The 21,398-nt window shown below is 67.3% G+C and carries 16 protein-coding genes; 14 read left to right on the forward strand and 2 right to left on the reverse strand.

Annotated features, from left to right (window positions below):
• The first annotated feature begins 63 nt into the window (after positions 1-63).
• Together ABC337_RS06325 and ABC337_RS06330 are read left to right on the forward strand one after the other, a co-directional pair.
• On the forward strand, positions 64-579 hold the full coding sequence (locus ABC337_RS06325; protein WP_412884699.1) for a GNAT family N-acetyltransferase: 516 nt from the start codon (positions 64-66) through the stop codon (positions 577-579).
• A 102-nt stretch (positions 580-681) separates the two neighbouring features.
• A complete protein-coding gene (locus ABC337_RS06330) occupies positions 682-1,296 on the forward strand; it encodes a PAS and ANTAR domain-containing protein (protein ID WP_412884698.1) in 615 nt (204 codons plus the stop codon).
• Here the strand turns inward: ABC337_RS06330 and ABC337_RS06335 are convergent, their stop codons facing one another.
• On the reverse strand, positions 1,297-3,273 hold the full coding sequence (locus tag ABC337_RS06335) for an APC family permease (protein WP_412884697.1): 1,977 nt from the start codon (positions 3,271-3,273) through the stop codon (positions 1,297-1,299). It lies immediately after the preceding gene.
• A gap of 386 nt (positions 3,274-3,659) precedes the next feature.
• Here ABC337_RS06335 and ABC337_RS06340 point away from each other — a divergent pair, with 386 nt between their 5' ends.
• The 8 genes from ABC337_RS06340 to ABC337_RS06375 all read left to right on the forward strand — a co-directional run bounded on the left by ABC337_RS06340 (position 3,660) and on the right by ABC337_RS06375 (position 14,679).
• Positions 3,660-3,758 (forward strand): potassium-transporting ATPase subunit F, encoded by a 99-nt coding sequence (locus ABC337_RS06340; RefSeq protein ID WP_412884696.1) that lies wholly within the window; start codon positions 3,660-3,662, stop codon positions 3,756-3,758.
• A 7-nt stretch (positions 3,759-3,765) separates the two neighbouring features.
• Positions 3,766-5,433 carry a potassium-transporting ATPase subunit KdpA gene (gene kdpA / locus ABC337_RS06345; protein WP_412884695.1) on the forward strand — a complete coding sequence of 556 codons (1,668 nt, stop codon included), beginning with the start codon at positions 3,766-3,768 and terminating at the stop codon, positions 5,431-5,433.
• A complete protein-coding gene (gene kdpB, locus ABC337_RS06350) occupies positions 5,430-7,556 on the forward strand; it encodes a potassium-transporting ATPase subunit KdpB (protein WP_412884694.1) in 2,127 nt (708 codons plus the stop codon). Before kdpA ends, kdpB begins: the two co-directional genes overlap by 4 nt.
• Positions 7,557-7,564: 8 nt before the next feature.
• On the forward strand, positions 7,565-8,194 hold the full coding sequence (kdpC, locus tag ABC337_RS06355; RefSeq protein ID WP_412884693.1) for a K(+)-transporting ATPase subunit C: 630 nt from the start codon (positions 7,565-7,567) through the stop codon (positions 8,192-8,194).
• A 12-nt stretch (positions 8,195-8,206) separates the two neighbouring features.
• Positions 8,207-10,861 (forward strand): DUF4118 domain-containing protein, encoded by a 2,655-nt coding sequence (locus ABC337_RS06360; RefSeq protein WP_412884692.1) that lies wholly within the window; start codon positions 8,207-8,209, stop codon positions 10,859-10,861.
• On the forward strand, positions 10,858-11,532 hold the full coding sequence (locus ABC337_RS06365; RefSeq protein WP_400160129.1) for a response regulator: 675 nt from the start codon (positions 10,858-10,860) through the stop codon (positions 11,530-11,532). Before ABC337_RS06360 ends, ABC337_RS06365 begins: the two co-directional genes overlap by 4 nt.
• A 160-nt stretch (positions 11,533-11,692) precedes the next feature.
• Positions 11,693-12,070: a hypothetical protein gene (locus ABC337_RS06370; protein WP_364138935.1), complete on the forward strand. Its 378-nt coding sequence runs from the start codon at positions 11,693-11,695 to the stop codon at positions 12,068-12,070.
• 905 nt (positions 12,071-12,975) lie between these two features.
• Complete coding sequence (locus ABC337_RS06375; RefSeq protein WP_412884691.1) at positions 12,976-14,679, forward strand: sialidase family protein; 1,704 nt, start codon at positions 12,976-12,978, stop codon at positions 14,677-14,679.
• 34 nt (positions 14,680-14,713) lie between these two features.
• Here the strand turns inward: ABC337_RS06375 and ABC337_RS06380 are convergent, their stop codons facing one another.
• Positions 14,714-15,604 carry a DUF4862 family protein gene (locus ABC337_RS06380; RefSeq protein WP_412884690.1) on the reverse strand — a complete coding sequence of 297 codons (891 nt, stop codon included), beginning with the start codon at positions 15,602-15,604 and terminating at the stop codon, positions 14,714-14,716.
• Between the two features lie 233 nt (positions 15,605-15,837).
• Here ABC337_RS06380 and ABC337_RS06385 point away from each other — a divergent pair, with 233 nt between their 5' ends.
• Genes ABC337_RS06385 through ABC337_RS06400 form a run of 4 tightly spaced genes read left to right on the forward strand, consistent with a single transcriptional unit; the run spans position 15,838 to position 21,379 of the window.
• On the forward strand, positions 15,838-17,481 hold the full coding sequence (locus ABC337_RS06385; RefSeq protein WP_412884689.1) for an ABC transporter substrate-binding protein: 1,644 nt from the start codon (positions 15,838-15,840) through the stop codon (positions 17,479-17,481).
• Positions 17,482-17,502: 21 nt separating this feature from the next.
• Entirely contained in the window at positions 17,503-18,459 is a 957-nt protein-coding gene (locus ABC337_RS06390) for an ABC transporter permease (RefSeq protein ID WP_412884688.1), read from the forward strand.
• A 2-nt stretch (positions 18,460-18,461) separates the two neighbouring features.
• Positions 18,462-20,576 carry a dipeptide/oligopeptide/nickel ABC transporter permease/ATP-binding protein gene (locus ABC337_RS06395; RefSeq protein WP_412884687.1) on the forward strand — a complete coding sequence of 705 codons (2,115 nt, stop codon included), beginning with the start codon at positions 18,462-18,464 and terminating at the stop codon, positions 20,574-20,576.
• Positions 20,573-21,379: an ATP-binding cassette domain-containing protein gene (locus ABC337_RS06400; RefSeq protein WP_412884686.1), complete on the forward strand. Its 807-nt coding sequence runs from the start codon at positions 20,573-20,575 to the stop codon at positions 21,377-21,379. The genes ABC337_RS06395 and ABC337_RS06400 overlap by 4 nt, the downstream gene beginning before the upstream one ends.
• The last annotated feature ends 19 nt before the right edge of the window (positions 21,380-21,398 follow it).

Raw genomic sequence — 21,398 nt, forward strand, 5'->3', positions numbered from 1 at the left:
TTGTTTTGCCTATCCGCGCCTCCGGGTCGGGCGAAGACGCCGCGTGCGCCTATGCTCGGGCGCATGGAATTCGTGGAATACACCGTCCGCGCGGCGGACGCCGGCGACGTCGACGCCCTTCGCGCCGCCGGGGTCGAGGCGATGAACTGGACCGGAGAGGCCCGGTTCACGCTTGAGGACTACCTCAGCCAGCCCAAGCTCTCCCGGTACCTTGACGGCTGGCCCCGCGGGGGCGACATCGGCGTCGTCGCCGAAACCGCCGCGGGAACGCCCGTGGGCGCCGCCTGGTGCCGGTTCCTCCCCGCGCACGATGCCGGCTACGGCTTCGTCCGCGACGACATCCCGGAGCTGACCATCGGGGTGCAGCCCGGGCACCGCGGGGCAGGAATCGGAACGGCCCTGCTCGAGGGCCTCCTCGGGGAAGCGGCGGCCCGGTCCATCCCCGCCATCAGCCTCAGCGTGGAGGACGGCAACCGTGCCCGCGCCCTCTACGAGCGGCTGGGGTTCCGCAGGGTGGGCCGCAACGGCGGCTCGGACACCCTCCTGCTGGAACTCCCCCGGAACCCAGGCACCGCGTAACGGATCAGCCGCCACATCTGCGGAGGGGCGGCCCGGGATATCCTTGTATTTTCAGGCCCTGGCGCGGTGACGCCGGGCGCACCTCGTCGAACGGCCCCGCCCATGTCTGTGAACCATAACCATCGCGGGTCCCTTCCCCATGGGGGTCCCCACGAGGGCTTCCTGGACTGCCCCACCGGACTGGTGGAACACTATTTCGCCGACGGAATCTTCCGCTGGTCGGACGGCCTCTACCGGATCTACGGCTACGAGCGGGGCGAGGTGGTCCCCTCGATGGAGATGGTCATGCCCCACATCGAGCCCGAGGACCGGCCGCGGGTCACCGCGTACTGGGAACGGGTGGCGTCCCAGGGCGGCCCGTCCTCCCTCTACCTCTCGATCCGGGACCGGAAGAACCGGCAGCACAAGCTGCTCTACTCCGCGGACTACATCATGGACGGGAACACTCCCATCGGTGTCTGGGGCGTGGTGGTGGACCTGACGCAGTCGATCCACACGGACCGGCACCAGCTCGCCAACGAATCCGTCGCCGCGGCCTCCAAGACCCGGGCCGTGATCGAACAGGCCAAAGGAATCCTGATGGGCCGCACCGGCGTCAGCGCCGATGAGGCGTTCGAGCTGATGAGCAAGCTGAGCTCGGAGACCAACCGGAAGGTCGCGCTGATCGCCCGCGAAATCGTCGAGGGCGCCACCACGGCCGCGAGCCGCCAGGCCTAGTCAGCCAACGTGCACCCAGGGCCGGCGGGTCACATCCGGCTCGGCCTCGCGCAGCACCTCGCGGGTCACCGGGGCGATCTCCCCCTCGCCGAACGCCAGGAAGCGCAGCAGGTTGGTCACCGGGTTGCCCTCGGTCCAGCGGAAGTAGATGTGCGGCATCAGTCCGGTAACGTCGCGGATGTGCAGCAGCACGGAGGCGATCGTGTTCGGCACCACCGGCCCGTGCACCTCCAGGATCCGGTACCCGTGCCGGGTGATGCCCTTGACTTCGAGTTCGGTTTCGAAGTCCGAAGAGTCGTCCACCACCACCTCGAGGAACACGGCCTGGTAGTCCAGCGGCAGGTGGCTGACCTGGATCGCGGATTCCAGCTTCTCCCGGTACGCCTCGGGGCTCAGACGCAGCGGTTCGTGCGCCACGATGCTCAGCGGGCCGTCCAGTTCGGCGGACAGGAACTCGAGCGCCTGCCGGTCCAGGTGGACGTGGGTGGCGTGCAGTTCAAAGGACCGCCGGGCGCGGGACAGCAGCGAGATCACGATGATCCCGAGGATGAAGATCGACGCGATCCGGATGCCTTCGGGGCGTTCGACGACGTTCGCCACCGTGGTGTACACGAAGACCACGGCGATCACGCCGAAGCCCACGGTGCGCTTGCGCTGCCGTTTCCGGCGGGCGGACAGGGTCACGGCGATCGCCGCCGAGGTCATCAGCACCAGCACGCCGGTGGCGTACGCGCCGCCCTGCGCGTCGACGTCGGCGTCGAAAATCCAGGTGATCAGGAAGCCCACCAGGGTGAAAACGAGCACCAGCGGACGCACCGCGCGGGCCCAGCCGGGGGCCATGCCATAGCGGGGCAGGTAGCGGGGCACCAGGTTCAGCAGCCCGGCCATCGCGGACGCCCCGGCGAACCAGAGGATGGCGATGGTGGAGATGTCGTAGACGGTGCCGAAGCCGATGCCGAGCTGTTCGTGGGCGAGGAACGCCAGGGCGCGGCCGTTGGCCTGGCCGCCGGGCTGGAACTCGTTTTCCGGGATCAGCACCACGGTGGTGAAGCTGCTGATGATCAGGAACGTGCTCATGATCAGGGCCGCGGTGGTCAGAAGCTTGCGGGCGCCCTGGATCCGGCCGGCCGGGTTCTCCTCGGTGTCGTCCGGGTGGCCCTGGATCTGCGGCATCACGGCGACGCCGGTCTCGAAGCCGGAGAGGCCGAGGGCCAACTTTGGGAAGACCAGCAGCGCGAAACCCACGGCCAGCAGCGGGTTCCCGTGCGAGGTGGCGATCGCCGCCCACCAGTTGCCGACGGCCAGCGGGTGGGTCAGCACCTCCCAGAGCGAGACGCCGACCACGACGACGTTCAGGGCCAGGTAGACGCCGACGATCGCGACGGCGACCCCGATCGCCTCCTTGAAGCCGCGGAGGAAGACGGCCGCCAGCAGGGCCAGGAGGAACAGGGTGATGGCGACGTTCTGGCCCTGCATCCAGCCCGGGCTGATCGGGTTCTCGACCAGGTGGGCGGTGGCGTCCGCGGCGGAGAGGGTCATGGTGATCATGAAGTCGGTCGCGGCGAAGCCGAGCAGCACCAGCACGAAGAGCTTGCCGCCCCAGCGCGGCATCAGCCGCTCCAGCATGGCGATCGAGCCCTCGCCGCGGTGGCTCTCGCCGGCCACCCGGCGGTAGACCGGGAGCGCGCCGAACAGGGTGATGGCCACCAGGACCAGGGTGGCCAGCGGCGAAATAACGCCGGCGGCGAGCGCCGCGATGGCCGGCTGGTAGCCCAGGGTGGAGAAGTAGTCGACGCCGGTCAGGCACATCACCTGCCACCAGGTGTGCTTCTTTTCCTCCGCGGCCCGCACGCCGTGCGGACCCTGGTGGGCGCCCTTGCTGTCCTGCAGCCCCACCAGGAGCCATTTCCGGAGGGCTGTGCTGCGGGCCGGCCGGGGTGCCGAGGGGTCGGCCGGGGGCCTGCTCAGGGTGGTCATGAAGAGCCTTTCCTCGCGGCACGCCGCGGCGTACCGCATTGCGATCACCCGCAAACGTAGCACCCTCACGGGCCCGGATCCGGCCACATCTGCGGATCTTGACGAATCCTTGACGCCCCCTCCCGGCCGGCCGAACGGCCCCGCGTCAAGGATCCGTCAAGATCCGGCCCGCCCCCGTCAAGGAACCGTTAGCACCTGCCGCGGAGCCCCGGCGAAGGTCTTCACTGGTCTCAGGCCCCACAGACGGGGCGCAGATGAAAGGAACCTGTAATGGCCGACGCGGCTGTGATCGGAATCCTCGTGGTCTCCATGGGATTCGTGATGTGGGTCGGGCAACGCCTGGCCCGGATGCTCGGCGACGACGCCGGGCGGACGGAGGGTGGACGGTGAACGTCGAAGCCGTGATGTGGGTGGTCCTGTTCCTGGCCGGACTGGGCCTGACGGGCTACCTCCTGGCCGTCCTGATCAACCCCGAGAAGTGGTAACCGCCCGATGACCTTCACCACTCTCTCCTTCCTCCTCCAGGCCGGCGCCCTGCTGGTGGCCCTGGCCGCGGTGCACAAACCGCTGGGGCTCTACCTGGCCCGGGTGGTCGAAGGCACCCGCACCGCCCGCGCCGAACGCCTCCTCTACCGGCTGACCGGCGTCGACGCCGGCACGGAACAGACCTGGCCGGTGTACCTGCGCGGCGTGCTGGCCTTCTCCGCCGTCTCGATCCTGCTGGTCTTCGCGCTGCAACGGCTCCAGGGCGTCATCCCGGGCACCGGCCCCCTAACCGGCGTGGACCCGTGGGTGGCCATGAACACGGCCATCTCCTTCGTGACCAACACCAACTGGCAGACCTACGCCCCGGAAGCCACGGTGGGCATCTTCGTGCAGATGGGCCTCCTGGCGGTGCAGAACTTCCTCTCCGCCGCCGTCGGCATCGCCGTCGCCGTCGCCCTCATCCGCGGCCTGGTGCGCGTCCGCACCGACCGGCTGGGCAACTTCTGGGTAGACCTGACCCGCGTGACCTACCGGGTGCTGCTGCCCCTGGCGTTCGTTTCCGCCGTCCTCCTGGTGCTGGGCGGGGTGGTGCAGAACTTCTGGTCCACCGACGTCGCCAACCAGGCCATGGGCGTAAACCAGACCATCCCGGGCGGCCCGGTCGCCTCGCAGGAGGCCATCAAGGTCCTCGGCACCAACGGCGGCGGCTACTTCAACGCCAACTCCGCCCACCCGTTCGAGAACCCCAACGCCGCGGTCAGCCTGTTCCAGGTCTTCCTGCTGCTGCTCATCCCCTCCGCGCTGCCGTACACCTTCGGCCGGCTGGTGGGCGACCGGCGGCAGGGCTTCACCGTGGCCGCCGTGATGGGCGCGCTGTGGCTGGCCTCCACCCTGCTGACCGGCTGGGCGGTGTCCTCCGCGCAGGGCACGGCGACGGCGGCCGCCGGCGGGCTCGGCGAGGGCTTCGAACAGCGCTTCGGCCCGGCACCGGCCGCCCTGTACGCCGCGTCCACCACCCTGACCTCCACCGGCGCGGTCAACGCCGCCCACGACTCGCTGCCGCCCCTGGCCGGCGGAATGACGATGATCAACATGATGCTGGGCGAGGTGGCCCCCGGCGGCACCGGTTCGGGGCTGTACGGGCTGCTGATCCTCTCGATCATCGCAGTGTTCATCGCCGGCCTGATGGTGGGCCGCACCCCCGAATACCTGGGCAAGAAGATCGGTCCCACCGAGATGAAGCTCGCCGCCCTGTACATCCTGGTCACCCCCACCCTGGTCCTGGCCCTCGCCGGGGCGACCGTGCTGCTGCCCGACGCCGTCGCCAACGCCCCGGCCACCGGACCGCACCAGTTCAGCGAGGTGCTGTACGCCTTCACCTCCGGGGCGAACAACAACGGCTCCGCGTTCGGCGGCATCACCAGCTCCGGGCCGCTGCTCTCCACCCTCCTGGGCCTGGCCATGCTCCTGGGCCGGTTCCTGCCGATCGTCCTGGTCCTGGCCCTGGCCGGTTCCCTGGCCCGGCAGGGCAAGATCCCGGTCTCCGCCGGCACCCTCCCCACCCACGGCCCCCTGTTCGCGGTGCTGCTGCTGGGCGTGACGGTCATCCTCACCGCCCTCAGCTACTTCCCCGCCCTCGCCCTGGGCCCCCTCGCAGAAGGATTGATCCGATGACCCCGTCCCCCGCGGACACCTCCAGCCGGACCTACGCCGACGGCAACCCGCTCGGCACCCCCGGCGAACACAAGCACCACACCAAGGCCCCGGCCAGGCTGACCCTGGCCACCGTGGCCGCCGCCCTGCCGCTCGCGGTGCGCAAGCTCGCGCCCCGCCAGATGGTCCACTCCCCGGTGATGTTCACCGTGCTGGTCGGCGCCGCGCTGTGCACCGCCATCTGCGTGCTGAAACCCTCCGTCTTCGGCATCGCGGTCACGGCGTGGCTGTGGCTGACCGTCCTGTTCGGCACCCTGTCCGAATCGATCGCCGAGGGCCGCGGCAAGGCCCAGGCGGACAGCCTGCGCGCCAGCCGCCAGGGCGTGGAGGCCACGCTGCGGCTGCCCGACGGCGGCACCCGCCGCGTCCCGGGCACCGAGCTGAAGCTCAACGACGTGATCATCTGCGAGGCCGGGGACGTGATCGCCTCCGACGGCGAGATCATCGAGGGCGTCGCCAGCGTCGACGAATCGACCATCACCGGCGAATCGGCCCCCGTCATCCGCGAATCCGGCGGCGACCGGTCCTCGGTGACCGGCGGCACCCGGGTGCTCTCGGACCGGATCGTCATCCGGATCACCGCCGAGGCCGGCGAGACCTTCGTGGACCGGATGATCAAGCTGGTGGAGGGCGCCGTCCGGCAGAAGACCCCGAACGAGATCGCCCTGCACGTCCTCCTGGTCTCCCTGACCATCGTCTTCCTTATCGTCACCATGGCACTGGCCCCGATCGCCGCCCTCGCCGGCGCCACCCCCTCCCCGATCGTCCTCGTTGCCCTGCTGGTCTGCCTGATCCCCACCACCATCGGGGCGCTGGTCCCCGCCATCGGCATCGCCGGCATGGACCGGCTGGTCCAGCACAACGTCCTGGCCACCTCCGGCCGGGCCGTGGAAACTGCCGGGGACATCACCACCCTGCTGCTGGATAAAACCGGCACCATCACCTATGGCAACCGCCGCGCAGTGGAATTCCACCCCGCCGAGGGGATCGGCATTGACCGGCTGATCGAGGCGGCCCGGCTCTGCAGCCTGGCCGACGAGACCCCGGAGGGCCGGTCCGTCGTGGACCTGGCCGCCGAACGCGGCGTCGCCGGGGCGGACCTGGCCGCGCTGGAAACCGGCAGCCGGGACGTCGCCGTCGTCCCGTTCAGCGCCGCGACCCGGATGTCCGGGCTGGACCTGGACGGGCGGATGATCCGCAAGGGCGCCGCCTCCACCGTAGGCGCCTTCGTCGAGGAACACGGCGGCCGCACCGGCGCGGAAGTGGACGCCCGGGTGCGGGAGATCGCCGCGCAGGGCGGCACCCCGCTGCTGGTGGCCGAGGTGGCCGCCGACGGACGCCCCGAGGTGCTCGGCTGCGTCCACCTGGCCGACGTCGTGAAGCCCGGCATGCACGCGCGGTTCGCCGAGCTGCGCCAGATGGGCATCCGCACGGTCATGATCACCGGCGACAACCCCATCACGGCCAAGGCGAACGCCGCCGAGGCCGGGGTGGACGACTTCCTGGCCGAAGCCACCCCGGAGGACAAGCTCGCCGTCATCCGCAAGGAACAGTCCGCCGGCCGGCTCGTGGCCATGACCGGAGACGGCACCAACGACGCCCCCGCACTGGCCGCCGCCGACGTCGGCGTCGCGATGAACTCCGGGACGCCGGCGGCCAAGGACGCCGCCAACATGGTGGACCTGGACTCTGACCCCACCAAGCTGATCAACATCGTGGGCATCGGCAAGCAGCTGCTGATCACCCGTGGCGCGCTGACCACCTTCTCGGTGGCCAACGACGTCGCCAAGTACTTCGCGATCGTCCCGGCGCTGTTCGCGGCCACGTTCCCGGGCCTGGGCCTGCTGAACATCATGGGCCTGGCGACGCCGGCGTCCGCGATCCTCTCGGCGGTGATCTTTAACGCCCTGATCATCATCGCCCTGGTCCCGCTGGCGCTGCGCGGCGTGAAGTACCGCGCCGTCACCGCCAACCGGGCGCTGTCCCGGAACCTGCTGATCTACGGCCTCGGCGGCCTGGTGGCACCCTTCATCGGCATCAAGATCATCGACCTCGTGATCTCCCTCATCCCCGGAATCGGCTAGGAACACCCATGACCACCATCTTCGGATACCTCCGGCAAGCCGGCACCGCGCTGCGCTTCCTCCTCGCCGCCACCCTGCTGCTCGGCGTCGCCTACCCCCTGGCCGTGTTCGGCGCCGGGCAGCTGATCGCCCCCGCCCAGGCCAACGGCTCCATCCTCCGGGACGGCGCCGGGCGCCCGGCCGCCTCGGCCCTGATCGCGCAGGCCTCCGCCGGGGACGGCGGGGCCCAGGACCCGCGCTGGTTCCACGCCCGGCCCTCGGCGGTGGCGTGGGACCCTGCGTCCTCCTCGGCCAGCAACCTCGGCCCGAACGACCCGAAACTGCTGGACTCCGTGCAAAAGGGCCGCGCCGCGGTGGCCGCGGAGGAGCACGTCGCCGTGGACCAGGTCCCGGCCGACGCCGTCACCGCCTCCGCCTCGGGCCTGGACCCGGACATCTCCCCGGCCTACGCAGCACTCCAGGTGGCGCGGGTCGCCGCGGCGCAGGGCCTGGACCCGGCCGCCGTCGAGGACCTGGTCCGCCGGAACACCCGCGGCGGGCTCACGGCGTTCCTCGGCCAGCCCTCGGTCAACGTCACCGCCCTGAACCTGGCCGTCGCGGACGCCGCCGCGGCGGCGCAGCCGGGCCGGACCAAGTGAGAGAATGACGGCATGGCACGAGGAACGCTGCGGATCTTCCTGGGGGCCGCACCCGGCGTCGGGAAAACCTACGAGATGCTCGAAGAGGCCCACCGGCTGGCGCAGCGCGGCACCGACGTCGTCGTAGCCTTCGCCATGGACCACGGCCGCAGCGAGACCCGCGCCCTCCTGGACGGCCTGGAAATCGTCCCGCCGCGCCGCCTGCCCTACCGGGGCACCGAATTCGAGGAAATGAACCTGGACGCCGTCCTGGCGCGTGCCCCGGAAACCGCGATCGTGGACGAGTACGCCCACTCCAACATCCCCGGCAGCCGCAACCCGAAGCGCTGGCAGGACGTCGATGCGCTGCTGGAGGCCGGCATCGACGTCCTCTCCACCGTCAACATCCAGCACCTGGCCTCGCTCGGGGACGTCGTCAGCGCCATCACCGACGTGCGCCAGGCCGAGACGGTCCCCGACGACGTCGTCCGCCGCGCGGACCAGATCCACCTGGTGGACATCTCCCCGGAGCTACTGCGGCAGCGGCTGGGCGACGGCAAGATCTACGCCCCGGAGAAGATCGACGCTGCCCTCTCGAACTACTTCCGGGTGGGCAACCTGACCGCCCTGCGGGAACTGGCGCTGCTCTGGCTCGCGGACCGGGTGGACGAGGGCCTGGCCAAATACCGGGCCGAACAGGGCATCGAGGAGAGCTGGCCGGCCCGGGAACGGATCGTTGTCGGACTGACCGGCGGCCCCGAGGGTGAGGTGCTGATCCGCCGCGGCGCCCGCATCCTCAACCGGGTCAACGGCGGGGACCTGCTGGCCGTGCACGTCCGAGTGGCCGACGGCGTCGCCAGCGAATCCCCGCAGGCCCTCGAGGCGCAGCGGCACCTGATCCAGGACCTCGGCGGCAGCTACCACACGGTCGCCGGGGAGGACCCGGCCGCGGCGCTGCTGGATTTCGCCCGCAGCGTCAACGCCACCCAGATCGTGGTCGGGATCTCCCGCCGCCGGAAGATCGATTCCCTGGCCGGCTGGCTGCTGGGCGGCGGCGTGGGCACCCGGGTGGTCCGCGACTCCGGTGACATCGACGTGCACATGGTCTCCCACCCGCTGGTGGGCCGCGGCGCCCGCCCGGTCCGGCCCCGGGACCTGGGCCGGATCCGGGTGCTGGTGGGCTTCGCCCTGGCGCTGCTGCTGCCGCCGGCGGTCCAGGCGCTGCTGGTGCTCGATCCGGAGCGGAACGTCGCCACCGTCATGCTGGTCCAGCTCAGCGGCTCCGTGGCGGTCGCCCTGGTGGGCGGCCTGTGGCCGGCCATCCTCGCCGCCGTGCTCAGCAGCCTGCTCGTTAACTACTTCTCCACCCCGCCGGTGGGCACCCTGACCATCAGTGACTCCCAGAACCTGCTTGCGCTGCTGGTGTTCGTCGGGGTCTCCGCCGCCGTCGCCGTCGTCGTCGACGTCTCCGCCCGCCGCTCCAAGGAGGCCGCCCGGGCCCGCGCCGAAGCCACCACCCTGGGCGACCTGGCCCGCAACGCCGCCGGTTCGGAGGACACGCTCGCCGCGCTGCTGGAGCAGGCGCTCAGCGTCTTCCAGGTCCGCGCCGCGGCGCTCTACGTCCGGCCCGCGGAGGGCGGCGGCAACTCCGGGGAGTGGGAGCTGATCGCCACGGCCGGGTCGCCGGGCAGCGCCGAAACCGCCGACGGCGGCGCGGCCGGGGACAACGTCGAGGAGGTGGGCTCCGGTGCCCGCCTGGTGCTCTACGGCCGGGTCCTCCCGGCGAGCGACCGGAGGCTGCTGGCCGCGTTCGGCGTCCACCTCGAGGCGCAGCTGGAACGCCAGCAGCTCGTGGCCAGCCGGCGGCAGATGCTCCGCCTGGCCGAGAGCAACACCATCCGCACCTCCATCCTGCGCGCCGTCTCGCACGACCTGCGCACGCCCCTGGCCGGCATCAAGCTGGCCGTCGGCGGGCTGCGCCACGACGCGGACCGCTACAGCCCCGAGGAAAGGGAAGAACTGCTGGCCACCATCGAGGAATGCTCGGACCGCCTGGACGCCCTGGTGGGGAACCTGCTGGACATGTCCCGGATCAGCGCCGACGCCGCCCACCCCCTGCTCCGACCGGTCCGCTGGTTCGATGTGATCCCCGGGGCGCTGCGCGCCGTGCCCGCGGGCCGGGTCCGGGTGGAACTGCCGCCGAACATGCCCGAGGTCGACGCCGACCCCGGCATGCTGGAGCGCGTGGTGGCCAACGTCGTCGAGAACGCCGTGAAATACGCGCCCGAGGCGGACATTGTCCTGGTCGGCGCCGGGGGCGGCCTGAGCCCGGTGGCCCTGGGCGGCCGGCCCGCCGGGGAGCTGCGGATCATCGACCACGGCCACGGCATCCCGGCCGAACGCGTACTGGAGATGTTCCGGCCCTTTCAACGGCTCGACGACGCCCCGCAGGCCACCGGGATCGGCCTGGGCCTGGCCGTGGCAAAGGGCTTCACCGACGCGATGGGCGGCAGCCTCACCGCCGAACCGACCCCCGGCGGCGGCCTGACCATGGTGATCCGGCTGCCGCTCTCCACCGGCGCACCCTTCGAGCCCGGCCACCGGCAGGCCCCGCTGGAACCGCAGTCCACCCTGGACCACCGGGCACACCGCCTGCCCGCCGCCGCGAACCGGACGGAGGCCGGATGACCGCCGTCCTCGTCGTCGATGACGACCCGCACCTACTCCGGGCCCTGCGCATCACCCTGCAGGCCCACGGCTACGACGTCACCACCGCCGCGGACGGCCACTCCGCCCTGCTGGCCGCCACCCAGCACCCGCTGGCGCTGGTGATCCTGGACCTGGGCCTGCCGGACCTGGACGGCACCGAGGTCCTCCGCGAGCTCCGCACCTGGAGCCAGGCGCCGGTGCTGGTGCTCTCGGCCCGCCACGGCTCCGAGGACAAGGTGGCGGCGCTCGACGCCGGCGCGGACGACTACATCACCAAGCCGTTCGGACTGGACGAACTGCTGGCCCGGCTCCGCGCCCTGCTGCGCCGCACCGCCGACGTCGACGTCCAGCCGGTCGTCGCCACCGAGGCGTTCACCGTGGACCTCGGCAAGCACCGGGTCACCCGCGGCGGGGAAGACATCCGCCTGACCCCCACCGAGTGGAAGATGCTGGAGGTGCTGGTCCGGAACCCGGAGAAACTGATCCCGCAGCAGCAGCTGCTCTCCGAGGTCTGGGGCCCGGCGTACGCCAAGGAAACCAACTACCTGCGGGTCTACATGGCGCAGCTGCGCCGCAAGCTCGAGGCGGACCCCGCCGCCCCCAGGCACCTGCTCACGGAGGCGGGGATCGGCTACCGGTTCGTGCCGTAGACGGTCGTGGCCCATCAGGAAGCATAAGCGACCTGACATAATCTTCATTATCGGCACGCGCCGGTTAGGGCCTCTTGATTACGATTCCCCAGCTCAAGCAGACATAAGTTGCGAGAAGTGATCCCTTTTGATCGTTTGCGATCCAGACTAGAGTCTTCCTATGGACATCACGCCGGCTGGATCAAATGAGTCAATCGGCGAAGAGGAGCGTCCCGCCGAATATCGTATTCGCGTGTGGACCGCGCCTTCGATGGCTAAATTCTCGTGGTTGGTGGACGAATGGGATGCCCGCGACGCTGAGGATGTTTTGGAAGCCGTTGGATGGGCGCAGCGCGAAGCGGCGGGTCGGCCGGTTGAAGTCTTCCTGAAATGGTCCGAGCAGAAGATTAATCGCAGCGGGGGGGTCGACGTCGTGCCTAGAATGACGCGAGTATTCGGCGCTCCGGGTGACGAGGATTCTACCACCGAGACCGTTTACTTTTACGAGGAGAAGCCGCAGGCGATACCTCCTGCGGCTTCTCCCGACAGCACTATTTGACCGGTATCTGGACGCGCTCGATGGTTTCGCTGGGTGGGTTAGCGGCGAGAGTTACTCCGCATGCGACACCGATCCATGGAGAGTAAATTGTGTTCGCTGTGTAGCGTGGATTAACGCCAGGCGGGGCCTGGATGACGTAGGAAACCCGCGTACGAAATGAGTCTGGCCCCTGGCTGCAGGAAGTAGCCGCATTACTCATCTCGTAGCTGCTATTGAAGTAGTCTCTGACGTTGCCGGACCAGTACTGTCCATTGCTCTTTTCGAGCGTCGTCTGTATATAAATTTCGGTCATCGTCATGGAGCAGGAAACTGTCCCCACCGTGTTGATTGTACCTGCAACATGGGTAGACCCATGAGGGTTCTGGGCAGTAATGGTACACAGTCCGACGACAACCGCCTGTGCGGGAGCGGCCGCGGCCAAACCTAGGCACGTCAAGACCAGGCTGATCAGAGCCGCATAAAAGGATCTCTTTTTCATATTTCCCCATTGTGACGCGCGGATTGTTCCACGCGGTACCTAACTATCGAACTTTGGGGGCCTATAGACAAGACTTATCGACTTCTAATCCCACATCCTTCTTTAGCCTGCCTTGAGGAGACGAAACTAAAGACAGGGCCTGATTGGATCGAACTTACATAAGGTCCATTATCGGTAATTCGGAAAACGTCAATTAAGGTTCACAGAGCTGGCCAGGGCGGTTGCCCGCTCCATACAGTCGAGGCCATTCTTCGGCAGTCGTCAAGGTCTTAGTTCGGCCGTCGAAAGCCGTCGCCGCCTCAAGCCTCGACCGCACAGCGGGACGGAACGGGCAAAGTAGAACGGTTCGACCGGCCGGGGTGCTGGAACGGCCTCCGGGTCACCAGGTGCGAGTTGCTCAACAGCAAACTGCATTCCACAATGAGATATGACGTCCCACCTTATACCCCATCTGCAGGACCAGAGCGAAACCGTCTTGGCCACCAGAGGCTATGCCGGCTATCGCCAGTACCGGATTCCGGCTCTGGCTGTCAGCGCTAAAGGAACCGTTCTGGCTGCCTATGATGGGCGCCCCAACCTGGATGATCTGCCCAGCCCGATAGACCTGCTGCTGCGCAGAAGCGTCGACAATGGTCGTACGTGGGAGGCGCAAACGGTTGTGCGAACTGGGGCCGGTTTGGAAGGGTTCGGTGACCCTAGCCTTCTTGTGGACCTCGAAACCGGGCGGATCCTCCTATTTCACGCCGCCGGGACCCGCGCCGGTTTCTTTGAAGCCACAACAGGGACGGGGCACGACGACCACGATGTTCAGCACTGCGACCTGAGTATTTCCGACGATGACGGTCTCACGTGGGAGCACAGGCGCATCACGTCCGAACTAAAGAGGTCAGTTGGAAACGAGCATGGAGTTAGCGGCATCTTTGCGTCCGCCGGCCAAGGCATCCAAATTCATGCAGGCCCTTTCAGAGGGCGCCTGGTCCAGCAGTACGTCCTCCTCTGCTCCGGCGAGATCATGGCCGCATCAGCCTTTAGCGATGACCACGGAATGAGCTGGCGCCTTGGTCAACTCATCTCCGCAAGGACTCATGGGGCGGCGCCGAACGAAAATAAGGTGGCGGCGCTCGACGATGGGCGTCTGCTCCTGCACAGCCGGGCAACACCGCGACGCCTGGCGTCCCTTTCCGAGGACGGCGGCGAGACATGGAGCCCGCTGACCTCCATAGAAGAACTTCCCGACCCTGGCGACAACGGATCACTGGCGCGCTTTGACGGGTCCCCGGGGGTGTCCCACCTGACCGAGGAGAGAACCGGCCGATGGCTGATCGCCACCAATAACCTCGACACCGGCATCCGCCGGAATACCGCGCTCAGCCTCTCCCCGGATGATGGGAAGACCTGGCCGGCGCGGGTAATTATTTGCCCCGGCAGTTCAGGGTACTCAACGGCTGCCCGGCTGCCTGATGGGAACATTGGAGTCCTCTACGAGCGCCAGGGCTACAGGGAGATAGTCTTTACGTCCGTCGATACCAGTCACCTTGAACGGCAGCTCCCCGCTACCGCTCTTGGAACCAGGAGCAACGATGGCGGGCAGAGCAGCGAGGGCTGCGGACTTCACTTCGATCTCGAGCTCCGCTCCATCACCCCGGGCCTTCCCGCAGAGTGGAAGGATGCCGGCGAGTCCCACGTCGTGGCGACGGAGCCGGGCCGGTGGGACCCGTCCGCTTGGAAAGAGATAGGGCAGGGATACGCTCCCGGACAAGGCCAAGTGTTGGGGACACGTGAGGCCCAGGACATTAACTATGGCCCGGTGACGCCCGCATACAAGGCCGGGGACATCCTCGCATTCACGGGGCGTGCAAGAAATGACGGACCCGGACCCCTGACCGACGTCCGCCTACAGGCGCCTACAGGTCCCCCGATGACGCCTGCTGACCTGATGCCGGGCCAGGAGAAGCTCTACAGGGACCTCGTGTACACGGTGAGCGAGGCTGACCTCAACGGAGAGTCCTTTGAACTGCGCTTTGGAGTGACGGCAGCTCTGGATGGCGAAACCATCCAGACCTCACGGCTGTTCACCTTCACACGCGACACCGGCCAAGTCCGGGTCGCGCCCTCCCCTGGCCCAGGGTAGTTCTCCGGTCGATGGGGGCCTCCCGACCGAGGGCTTAACCCGCGGTCAAGGCGCTCATCTGCGCGAGACGCTGGAGCCTCTCCGGAACGCCCAGCCTGGGATCCCCAAGGCCGATTTTGAAACCGACCAGGGGAACCGGGCCGGCGGCGGTCAAGCACTTCTGAATCTCGTGGCGGTTCAGCAGGGAGCTCAGCGGGGCTCCGGTGACCTCTACCGCGGGAAGGTGGGCATCGATCCAGGGGTAACCAAACTCCGTTTCCACCGGCGAGCAGCCAGAAAACATCACTCCGTAGAGGACCCCGGCCTCCCGGGCCTCGGCCAGTTGCGCCACCACAGAACCGGGGTCACCGCTCTCGATCACCGAGCGGCCCCAGTTGATGACCAACCCGACCCGGGCACCGGACGCGCCGAGGGTGCTGAGGACTTCCATCTCCTCCTCTAAGGGCAGAAACCCCTTCTCAGAGGCATGGCCGGCGCGGGGCGCATCGCAGTGCTCAATGCAGACCTGCGTCGAGCCCCAGTCCCACTCCAGGATCTCGCGCAGAGAGCGCTCGAAAGCGGAGGCCGAGGAGCTGTAGGCGGGCGCGGAATGCAGTTCCACGGCTTCCACACTGTGGCCCTCCCCCTCCAACCGGGACACGTAGGAGCGCAGCTCCGAAACGTACGCGAGGGCCTCGTTGCGCCCCTCCGCGTCGGCGGAGGCGAGCCCAAAAGAAGGCGAGCACTGAAGCCGCTGCATCGTCCCGGGAATTGCGGTTACAACCGCGGAAAAGCCCCCCGGGGCGCCTTCCGGCCAGGGGCCACCGCCTAGGGGGCCGAAGGGCAGTTCCAGTCCGCGAATGGAGTCGATAGCCCCCAGGCCGGCATAGAACGAGGCCGTTTCGACGGCGGGCTGGGCGGCGTAGGCGCCAAGGATCAAGGACATTTTTGGAAACTCCACACTTTTTCGAGCCGCGGCCGGGATCATTCGGAGATACATCCCCGCGGTCAGCGCCGCAGCCGGACTCCGAGGGGTGCGGCCCACCTTAGCAAGCAGATAAGGCGTCATCGACCATGCGAAGACCGGGCCACTTGACGCTTCCCTGTGATGGCCCTTACAGTTTTTGCACAAGCTCGGACATCCTACGTCCCATAAATCATCTGAATGGTGAGGCCTTCATGAACCTGTCTTCCAAGAACCTGCCCCTGGTCAACGATGCCAGCCGCCGGAACTTCCTCAAGCTCGGCGGCGCCATGGGCCTCGCTGCAGCCTTTGCGTCCTCCATCGCCGCCTGCGGCGGCCCGGCCGCCACGAGCACCGGAGCGACGGAAAACACGTCCCCGATCAACAAGGACCTCACCATCGAGGCCGGGATCTCCTATGCTCTGTCCACCGGCTTCGACCCCATCTCCTCTTCCGGCGCCACGCCCATGGCCGCCAACCTCCACGTCTTCGAAGGCCTGGTGGAGCTGCACCCGGCAACTCGCGAGCCCTACAACGCGCTGGCGGCAGCTGACCCGAAAATGGTCAATGACACCACCTACCAGGTGACTCTCCGTGACGGCGCCGTGTTCCACAACGGCGCTCCGGTCACCACCGATGACGTCGTCTTCTCCTTCACCCGTGTCATGGACCCGGCCAACAAGTCGCTCTTCTCCCAGTTCATCCCCTTCATCCAGGACGTCAAGGCAGTCGACGCAAAGACTGTGGAATTCATCCTGAAGTACCCGTTCCCCGGCTTCGGCCCGCGAATCTCCGTCGTCAAGGTCGTGCCGAAGGCGCTGACGAACTTCCCGGTGGGTTCGGACCAGCTGAAGTCCTTCGACGCCAAGCCCGTCGGCACAGGCCCTTACAAGCTGGTCTCCGCCGTCAAGGACGACAAGATCGTCTTCGAAGCCAACCCGGCCTACACCGGCTCCATGCCGGCTCTGGCCAAGGGCATGACCTGGCTGCTGCTCTCGGACGCAGCCGCGCGCGTGACCGCCATGCAGTCCGGCCGCGTCCAGGCCATCGAGGACGTCCCCTACCTCGACATGGACGGCCTGAAATCGGCGGCCACCGTCGAATCCGTTCAGTCCTTCGGTCTGATGTTCCTGATGTTCAACTGCTCCGCCGCGCCCTTTGATAACAAGCTGGTCCGTCAGGCACTGCACTACGGCCTGGATAAGGACTCCATCATCAAGAAGGCGCTCTTCGGCAACGCAAAGCCGGCGAGCTCCTACTTCCAGGAGGGCCACCCGGACTACGTCAAAGCCAAGAACGTATACAACTACGACCCCAAAAAGGCCGAGGACCTCCTCAAGCAGGCCGGCGTTTCCAGCCTCGAGTTCGAGCTGCTCACCACCGACACAGCCTGGGTCAAGGACGTAGCCCCCCTGATGCTCGAGTCCTGGAACAAGATCCCCGGCGTCAAGGTGAGCCTGAAGAACCTGCAGTCCGGTGCCCTGTATACGGACCGGGTGGCCAAGGGCGACTACAAAGTCGTCGCAGCTCCCGGGGACCCCTCGGTCTTCGGTAACGACGCCGACCTTCTGCTGAGCTGGTTCTACGCCGGGGACACCTGGATGAAAAACCGCGCCTTCTGGGGCGCCACCGCCGAACGCGCCCAGCTCGTGGACCTCATGGCCAAAGCAGGAAAAGCTTCCAAGAGTGAGGCGAAGAAGCTCACGGGCGACATCGTTGACCTCGTCTCCGAAGAGGTTCCGCTCTACCCGATGTTCCACCGCCAGCTCCCCAGCGCCTGGAATGCCAAAAAGCTCAGCGGCTTCAAGCCGCTGCCCACGACCGGCGTTTCCTTCATCGGTGTCGGCCGCACCTCTTAAGCACCCCGACCGGAGAATACATTGACCACGATATTGCGCCTGCTGGGCCGCCGACTAGCGGCCCTGCCCCTGATGATTCTGGGCATCACCTTGCTGGTGTTCCTCGTCCTTCAGGCCGCCCCGGGCGATCAGGCAAGCAGCGCCCTGGGCGAAGGGGCCAGTGAAGAAGCCAAAGAACAGTACCGCCAGGCCAACGGTCTGAACGATCCCCTGCCACTGCAATACGTGCACTTCCTCGGCCGGCTCGTTCAGTTGGACCTCGGCGTTACCACTCCCCCGGCGAAATCAGTGGCCAGCATGATCGGGTCCGCTTTTCCGCTCACCCTGCAACTGACCTTCCTTGGAGTGATCATTGCCGTGGTCCTCTCCTTGGTCTTCGGCATCATCGGCGCTCTCTACCGGGACAAATGGCAGGACCAGGTAGTGCGGGTGTTCTCCATCGCCGCTGTCGCAACCCCCTCGTTCTGGCTCGGTATCCTGCTGATCCAGTGGTTTGCGCTGGGTCCGGCGCCGATATTCCCCTCAGGCGGAATCGCCACCCCGGAATCGGGATTCGGAGGGTGGATCAACTCCATGGCCCTGCCGGCACTGGCGCTGGGAATTCCGGTGTCGGCATCGTTGATCCGGGTGGTCCGCACGTCCATGGTCGAAGAACTCGACCGTGACTACGTGCGGACCGCCATCGGCAACGGTGTCCCCTACCGGGAAGTCGTTTCCAAAAACGTCCTCCGCAACGCCCTTGTCACCCCCGTGACCGTTCTGGGCCTCCGGATCGGCTACCTGCTGGGCGGTGCCGTTGTCATCGAGATGATCTTTGCCCTGCCGGGCATGGGCCAGCTCATCCTCAACGGAATCACCAACCTGGACATCAATCTGGTCCAAGGCGTCGTGCTCACCATCTCCGTGACCTTTGTTCTCGTGAACATCGCCGTGGATCTGCTGTACCTCCTCATCAACCCCCGAATCAGGACCGTGTGACCATGCGAAGCAAACTCGCTGAACGCCTCAGTGCCCCGGGCCTGCGCTTCAAAGCGCTTCCCTGGAGCTCCCGCCTCGCCCTGGCCTTCCTCGTGCTGATCGCCCTGGCCTCCGTGCTGGCACCGGTCCTGGCACCGCACGACCCGCTGGAGACCTTCATCCCCGCGACTGCGCCCGGGGCCGAGCACTTCTTCGGCACCGACCGCCTCGGCAGGGACATTTTCTCCCGCCTGCTCTACGGGTCCCAATCATCGCTCATGATCGGCCTTGGCGCTGTCGGGCTGGCGGTCCTGGCCGGCGCCGTCCTCGGCTCCGTGGCTGCAACCTCCAGCAAAGCCGTCAACGAGCTGACCATGCGCATCATGGACATCCTGATGGCGTTCCCCGGCATCGCCTTGGCCGCCGTGTTGCTGGCAGCTTTTGGAAACTCTGTCCCGACCATCATCGTCGCGATCGCCATCATCTACACTCCCCAGCTGGCCCGGGTGGTGCGCGCTAACGTCCTTGCCCAGTATGGGGAGGATTACGTCCGCGCCGAACGCGTCATCGGTGCCGGCCGCTTCCACATCCTCAGCCGCCACATCGTGCGCAATACCGCCGCCCCGGTGCTGGTTTTCGCCACGGTCATGGTCGCAGACGCGATCATCCTCGAGGCCTCCCTTTCCTTCCTTGGCGCCGGCGTCCAGGACCCCGCCCCCTCATGGGGCAACGTCATTTCCTACGGACGCAACCTGGTCCTTTCGGGCGGCTGGTGGGCCACGACATTCGCGGGCCTGACTATCCTCCTGACGGTCCTCGCGCTGAACATCCTCGCCGAAGGCCTCACCGACGCCATGGTCAATCCCCGCCTGCGCCGCGCGCCGGTCGTGAAAGACGATGACGGGACCGCGGCCACCGCCTCCGGGAACGCTGTCGCGGTGGACGCGGAAGTGGCCACCTCGGTGGCGCAACCCTCAGTCGTCGAACAGCATGAACTCGACGGCGTCCGCATCAACCCCGTCGCCCTCAGCGAAGTGGATGTGGCCGGCGCGGCAGAGGCCCGGCGGGTTGTCGCCAAGCCCGCCGACCTGGGGCTGCTGCTCGAGAAGGAACTAGCCCTCCTTGCCTCCGTTGAAGCCGGGCGCACGGACCGGCTCCCCCAGGTCCCGGACACTGCCCGCACCGTTCTTGAGGTCAAGAACCTGTCCATCCGCTTCCCGGGGCGATTCGGCGACACCGCAATTGTCGACAACGTCTCCTTCACCGTCCGCGAAGGCGAAACCATGGGCCTGGTCGGAGAATCCGGCTGCGGCAAGTCCATCACCTCCCTGGCGGTCATGGGGCTCCTCCCACCTGCAGCCCGGATCAGCGGATCCATCACTTTCGAGGGCAAAGAACTCCTTGACCTCCGGACCGGGCACAGCAACCCCGCAGCATATAAGGGACTCCGGGGCGAACAAATTGCCATGGTCTACCAGGACGCGCTCAGCTCACTGAATCCCTCGATGAAAATCAAAGACCAGATGACCCAGCTGACCCGCCGCGGCGGCCGCAAAACACCCGCCGAACTGCTCGAAATGGTCAAACTCGACCCCGTCCGCACATTGGCGAGCTACCCGCACGAGCTCTCCGGCGGCCAACGCCAGCGCGTCCTGATCGCTATGGCCCTGTCCCGCTCCCCGAAGATCGTCGTGGCCGACGAACCCACCACAGCACTCGATGTCACCGTGCAAAAACAGGTCGTTGACCTACTGAACGAACTTCGCGAACAACTCGGCTTCGCGATGGTCTTCGTCAGCCACGACCTCGCCCTGGTGGCCTCACTGGCCCACCGGATCACCGTCATGTACGCCGGCCAGGTCGTCGAATCCGCCCAGGCGACCGAACTGCTGCAAAACCCGCAGCACGAATACACCCGGGGCCTGCTCGGTGCTGTGCTCTCCATCGAGGCAGACGCCGAACGGCTCCACCAGATCCCCGGCACCGTCCCCTCCCCGCAGAGCTTTGCGACCGGAGACCGATTCGCACCACGTTCCCGGCGGCCCGACGCCGACCCGAACCAGCGACTCGTCCTCACCGCGGTCACTGGAGATTCAGACCACTACTGGGCAAGCCACCTGAAGGAGGAAGCCAAGTGAGCGTCTCCACCGGAAAACCCGTCATCGAACTCAAAGACGTCAAAGTCCATCACCGCGCCCGAACCGGCGGACTGTTCCGACCGAATATCGTCAAAGCCGTCAACGGCGTCAATTTCAGCATCAGCCGCGGAGAAACGGTCGGCATCGTCGGAGAGTCCGGATGCGGTAAATCCACGCTGGCCTCGGTGCTCGTCGGCCTCCAGACACCGACCTCCGGCCAGGTGCTCTTCCACGGCAAGCCCGCCATCAAACGCAACGCTGCCATGCGCAAGGAGTTCGGCCGGGCCGTTTCCGTCGTCTTCCAGGACCCGGCCACGGCGCTGAACCCCCGGATGACGATCGAGGACATCCTCACCGATCCCCTCCAGGTCCACGGCATCGGCGACGCAACCACCCGGCGCGCCAAGGTCAAAGAGCTCCTCTCCCTCGTCGGCCTGCCCGGGTCCGCGGCGGAAGTGACGCCCTCGCAGGTCTCCGGAGGGCAGCGTCAGCGTGTTGCTATCGCAAGGGCCCTGGCCCTTGACCCGGACATCATTGTTGCCGATGAGCCTACTTCGGCTCTGGACGTTTCCGTCCGGGCCCAGGTGCTCAACCTGCTCTCGGACCTGAAGACCCAGCTCAACCTCGGCATGGTGTTCATCTCCCACGACATCCAAACCGTCCGCTACGTCTCCGATCGCATCTGCGTCATGTACTTCGGGGAAATCGTCGAAGAAGGATCGGCCGAAGAAGTCTTCGGCAACCCCCGCAACGACTACACCCGCAAGCTTCTGGGCGCCGCCCCCAGCCTCCTCCACACCTAAATTTCATCCCACCTCTCAA

This window comes from Arthrobacter phoenicis (assembly GCF_047238215.1).
Classification (GTDB): domain Bacteria; phylum Actinomycetota; class Actinomycetes; order Actinomycetales; family Micrococcaceae; genus Arthrobacter.

Excerpts from the sequence above, each read along its gene's own strand:
- ABC337_RS06325 (WP_412884699.1), top strand. The coding sequence starts at position 64 with ATGGAATTCGTGGAATACACCGTCCGCGCGGCGGACGCCGGCGACGTC.
- ABC337_RS06330 (WP_412884698.1), top strand. The coding sequence starts at position 682 with ATGTCTGTGAACCATAACCATCGCGGGTCCCTTCCCCATGGGGGTCCC.
- ABC337_RS06335 (WP_412884697.1), bottom strand. The coding sequence starts at position 3,273 with ATGACCACCCTGAGCAGGCCCCCGGCCGACCCCTCGGCACCCCGGCCG.
- kdpA (WP_412884695.1), top strand. The coding sequence starts at position 3,766 with ATGACCTTCACCACTCTCTCCTTCCTCCTCCAGGCCGGCGCCCTGCTG.
- kdpB (WP_412884694.1), top strand. The coding sequence starts at position 5,430 with ATGACCCCGTCCCCCGCGGACACCTCCAGCCGGACCTACGCCGACGGC.
- kdpC (WP_412884693.1), top strand. The coding sequence starts at position 7,565 with ATGACCACCATCTTCGGATACCTCCGGCAAGCCGGCACCGCGCTGCGC.
- ABC337_RS06360 (WP_412884692.1), top strand. The coding sequence starts at position 8,207 with ATGGCACGAGGAACGCTGCGGATCTTCCTGGGGGCCGCACCCGGCGTC.
- ABC337_RS06365 (WP_400160129.1), top strand. The coding sequence starts at position 10,858 with ATGACCGCCGTCCTCGTCGTCGATGACGACCCGCACCTACTCCGGGCC.
- ABC337_RS06370 (WP_364138935.1), top strand. The coding sequence starts at position 11,693 with ATGGACATCACGCCGGCTGGATCAAATGAGTCAATCGGCGAAGAGGAG.
- ABC337_RS06375 (WP_412884691.1), top strand. The coding sequence starts at position 12,976 with ATGACGTCCCACCTTATACCCCATCTGCAGGACCAGAGCGAAACCGTC.
- ABC337_RS06380 (WP_412884690.1), bottom strand. The coding sequence starts at position 15,604 with ATGTCCTTGATCCTTGGCGCCTACGCCGCCCAGCCCGCCGTCGAAACG.
- ABC337_RS06385 (WP_412884689.1), top strand. The coding sequence starts at position 15,838 with ATGAACCTGTCTTCCAAGAACCTGCCCCTGGTCAACGATGCCAGCCGC.
- ABC337_RS06395 (WP_412884687.1), top strand. The coding sequence starts at position 18,462 with ATGCGAAGCAAACTCGCTGAACGCCTCAGTGCCCCGGGCCTGCGCTTC.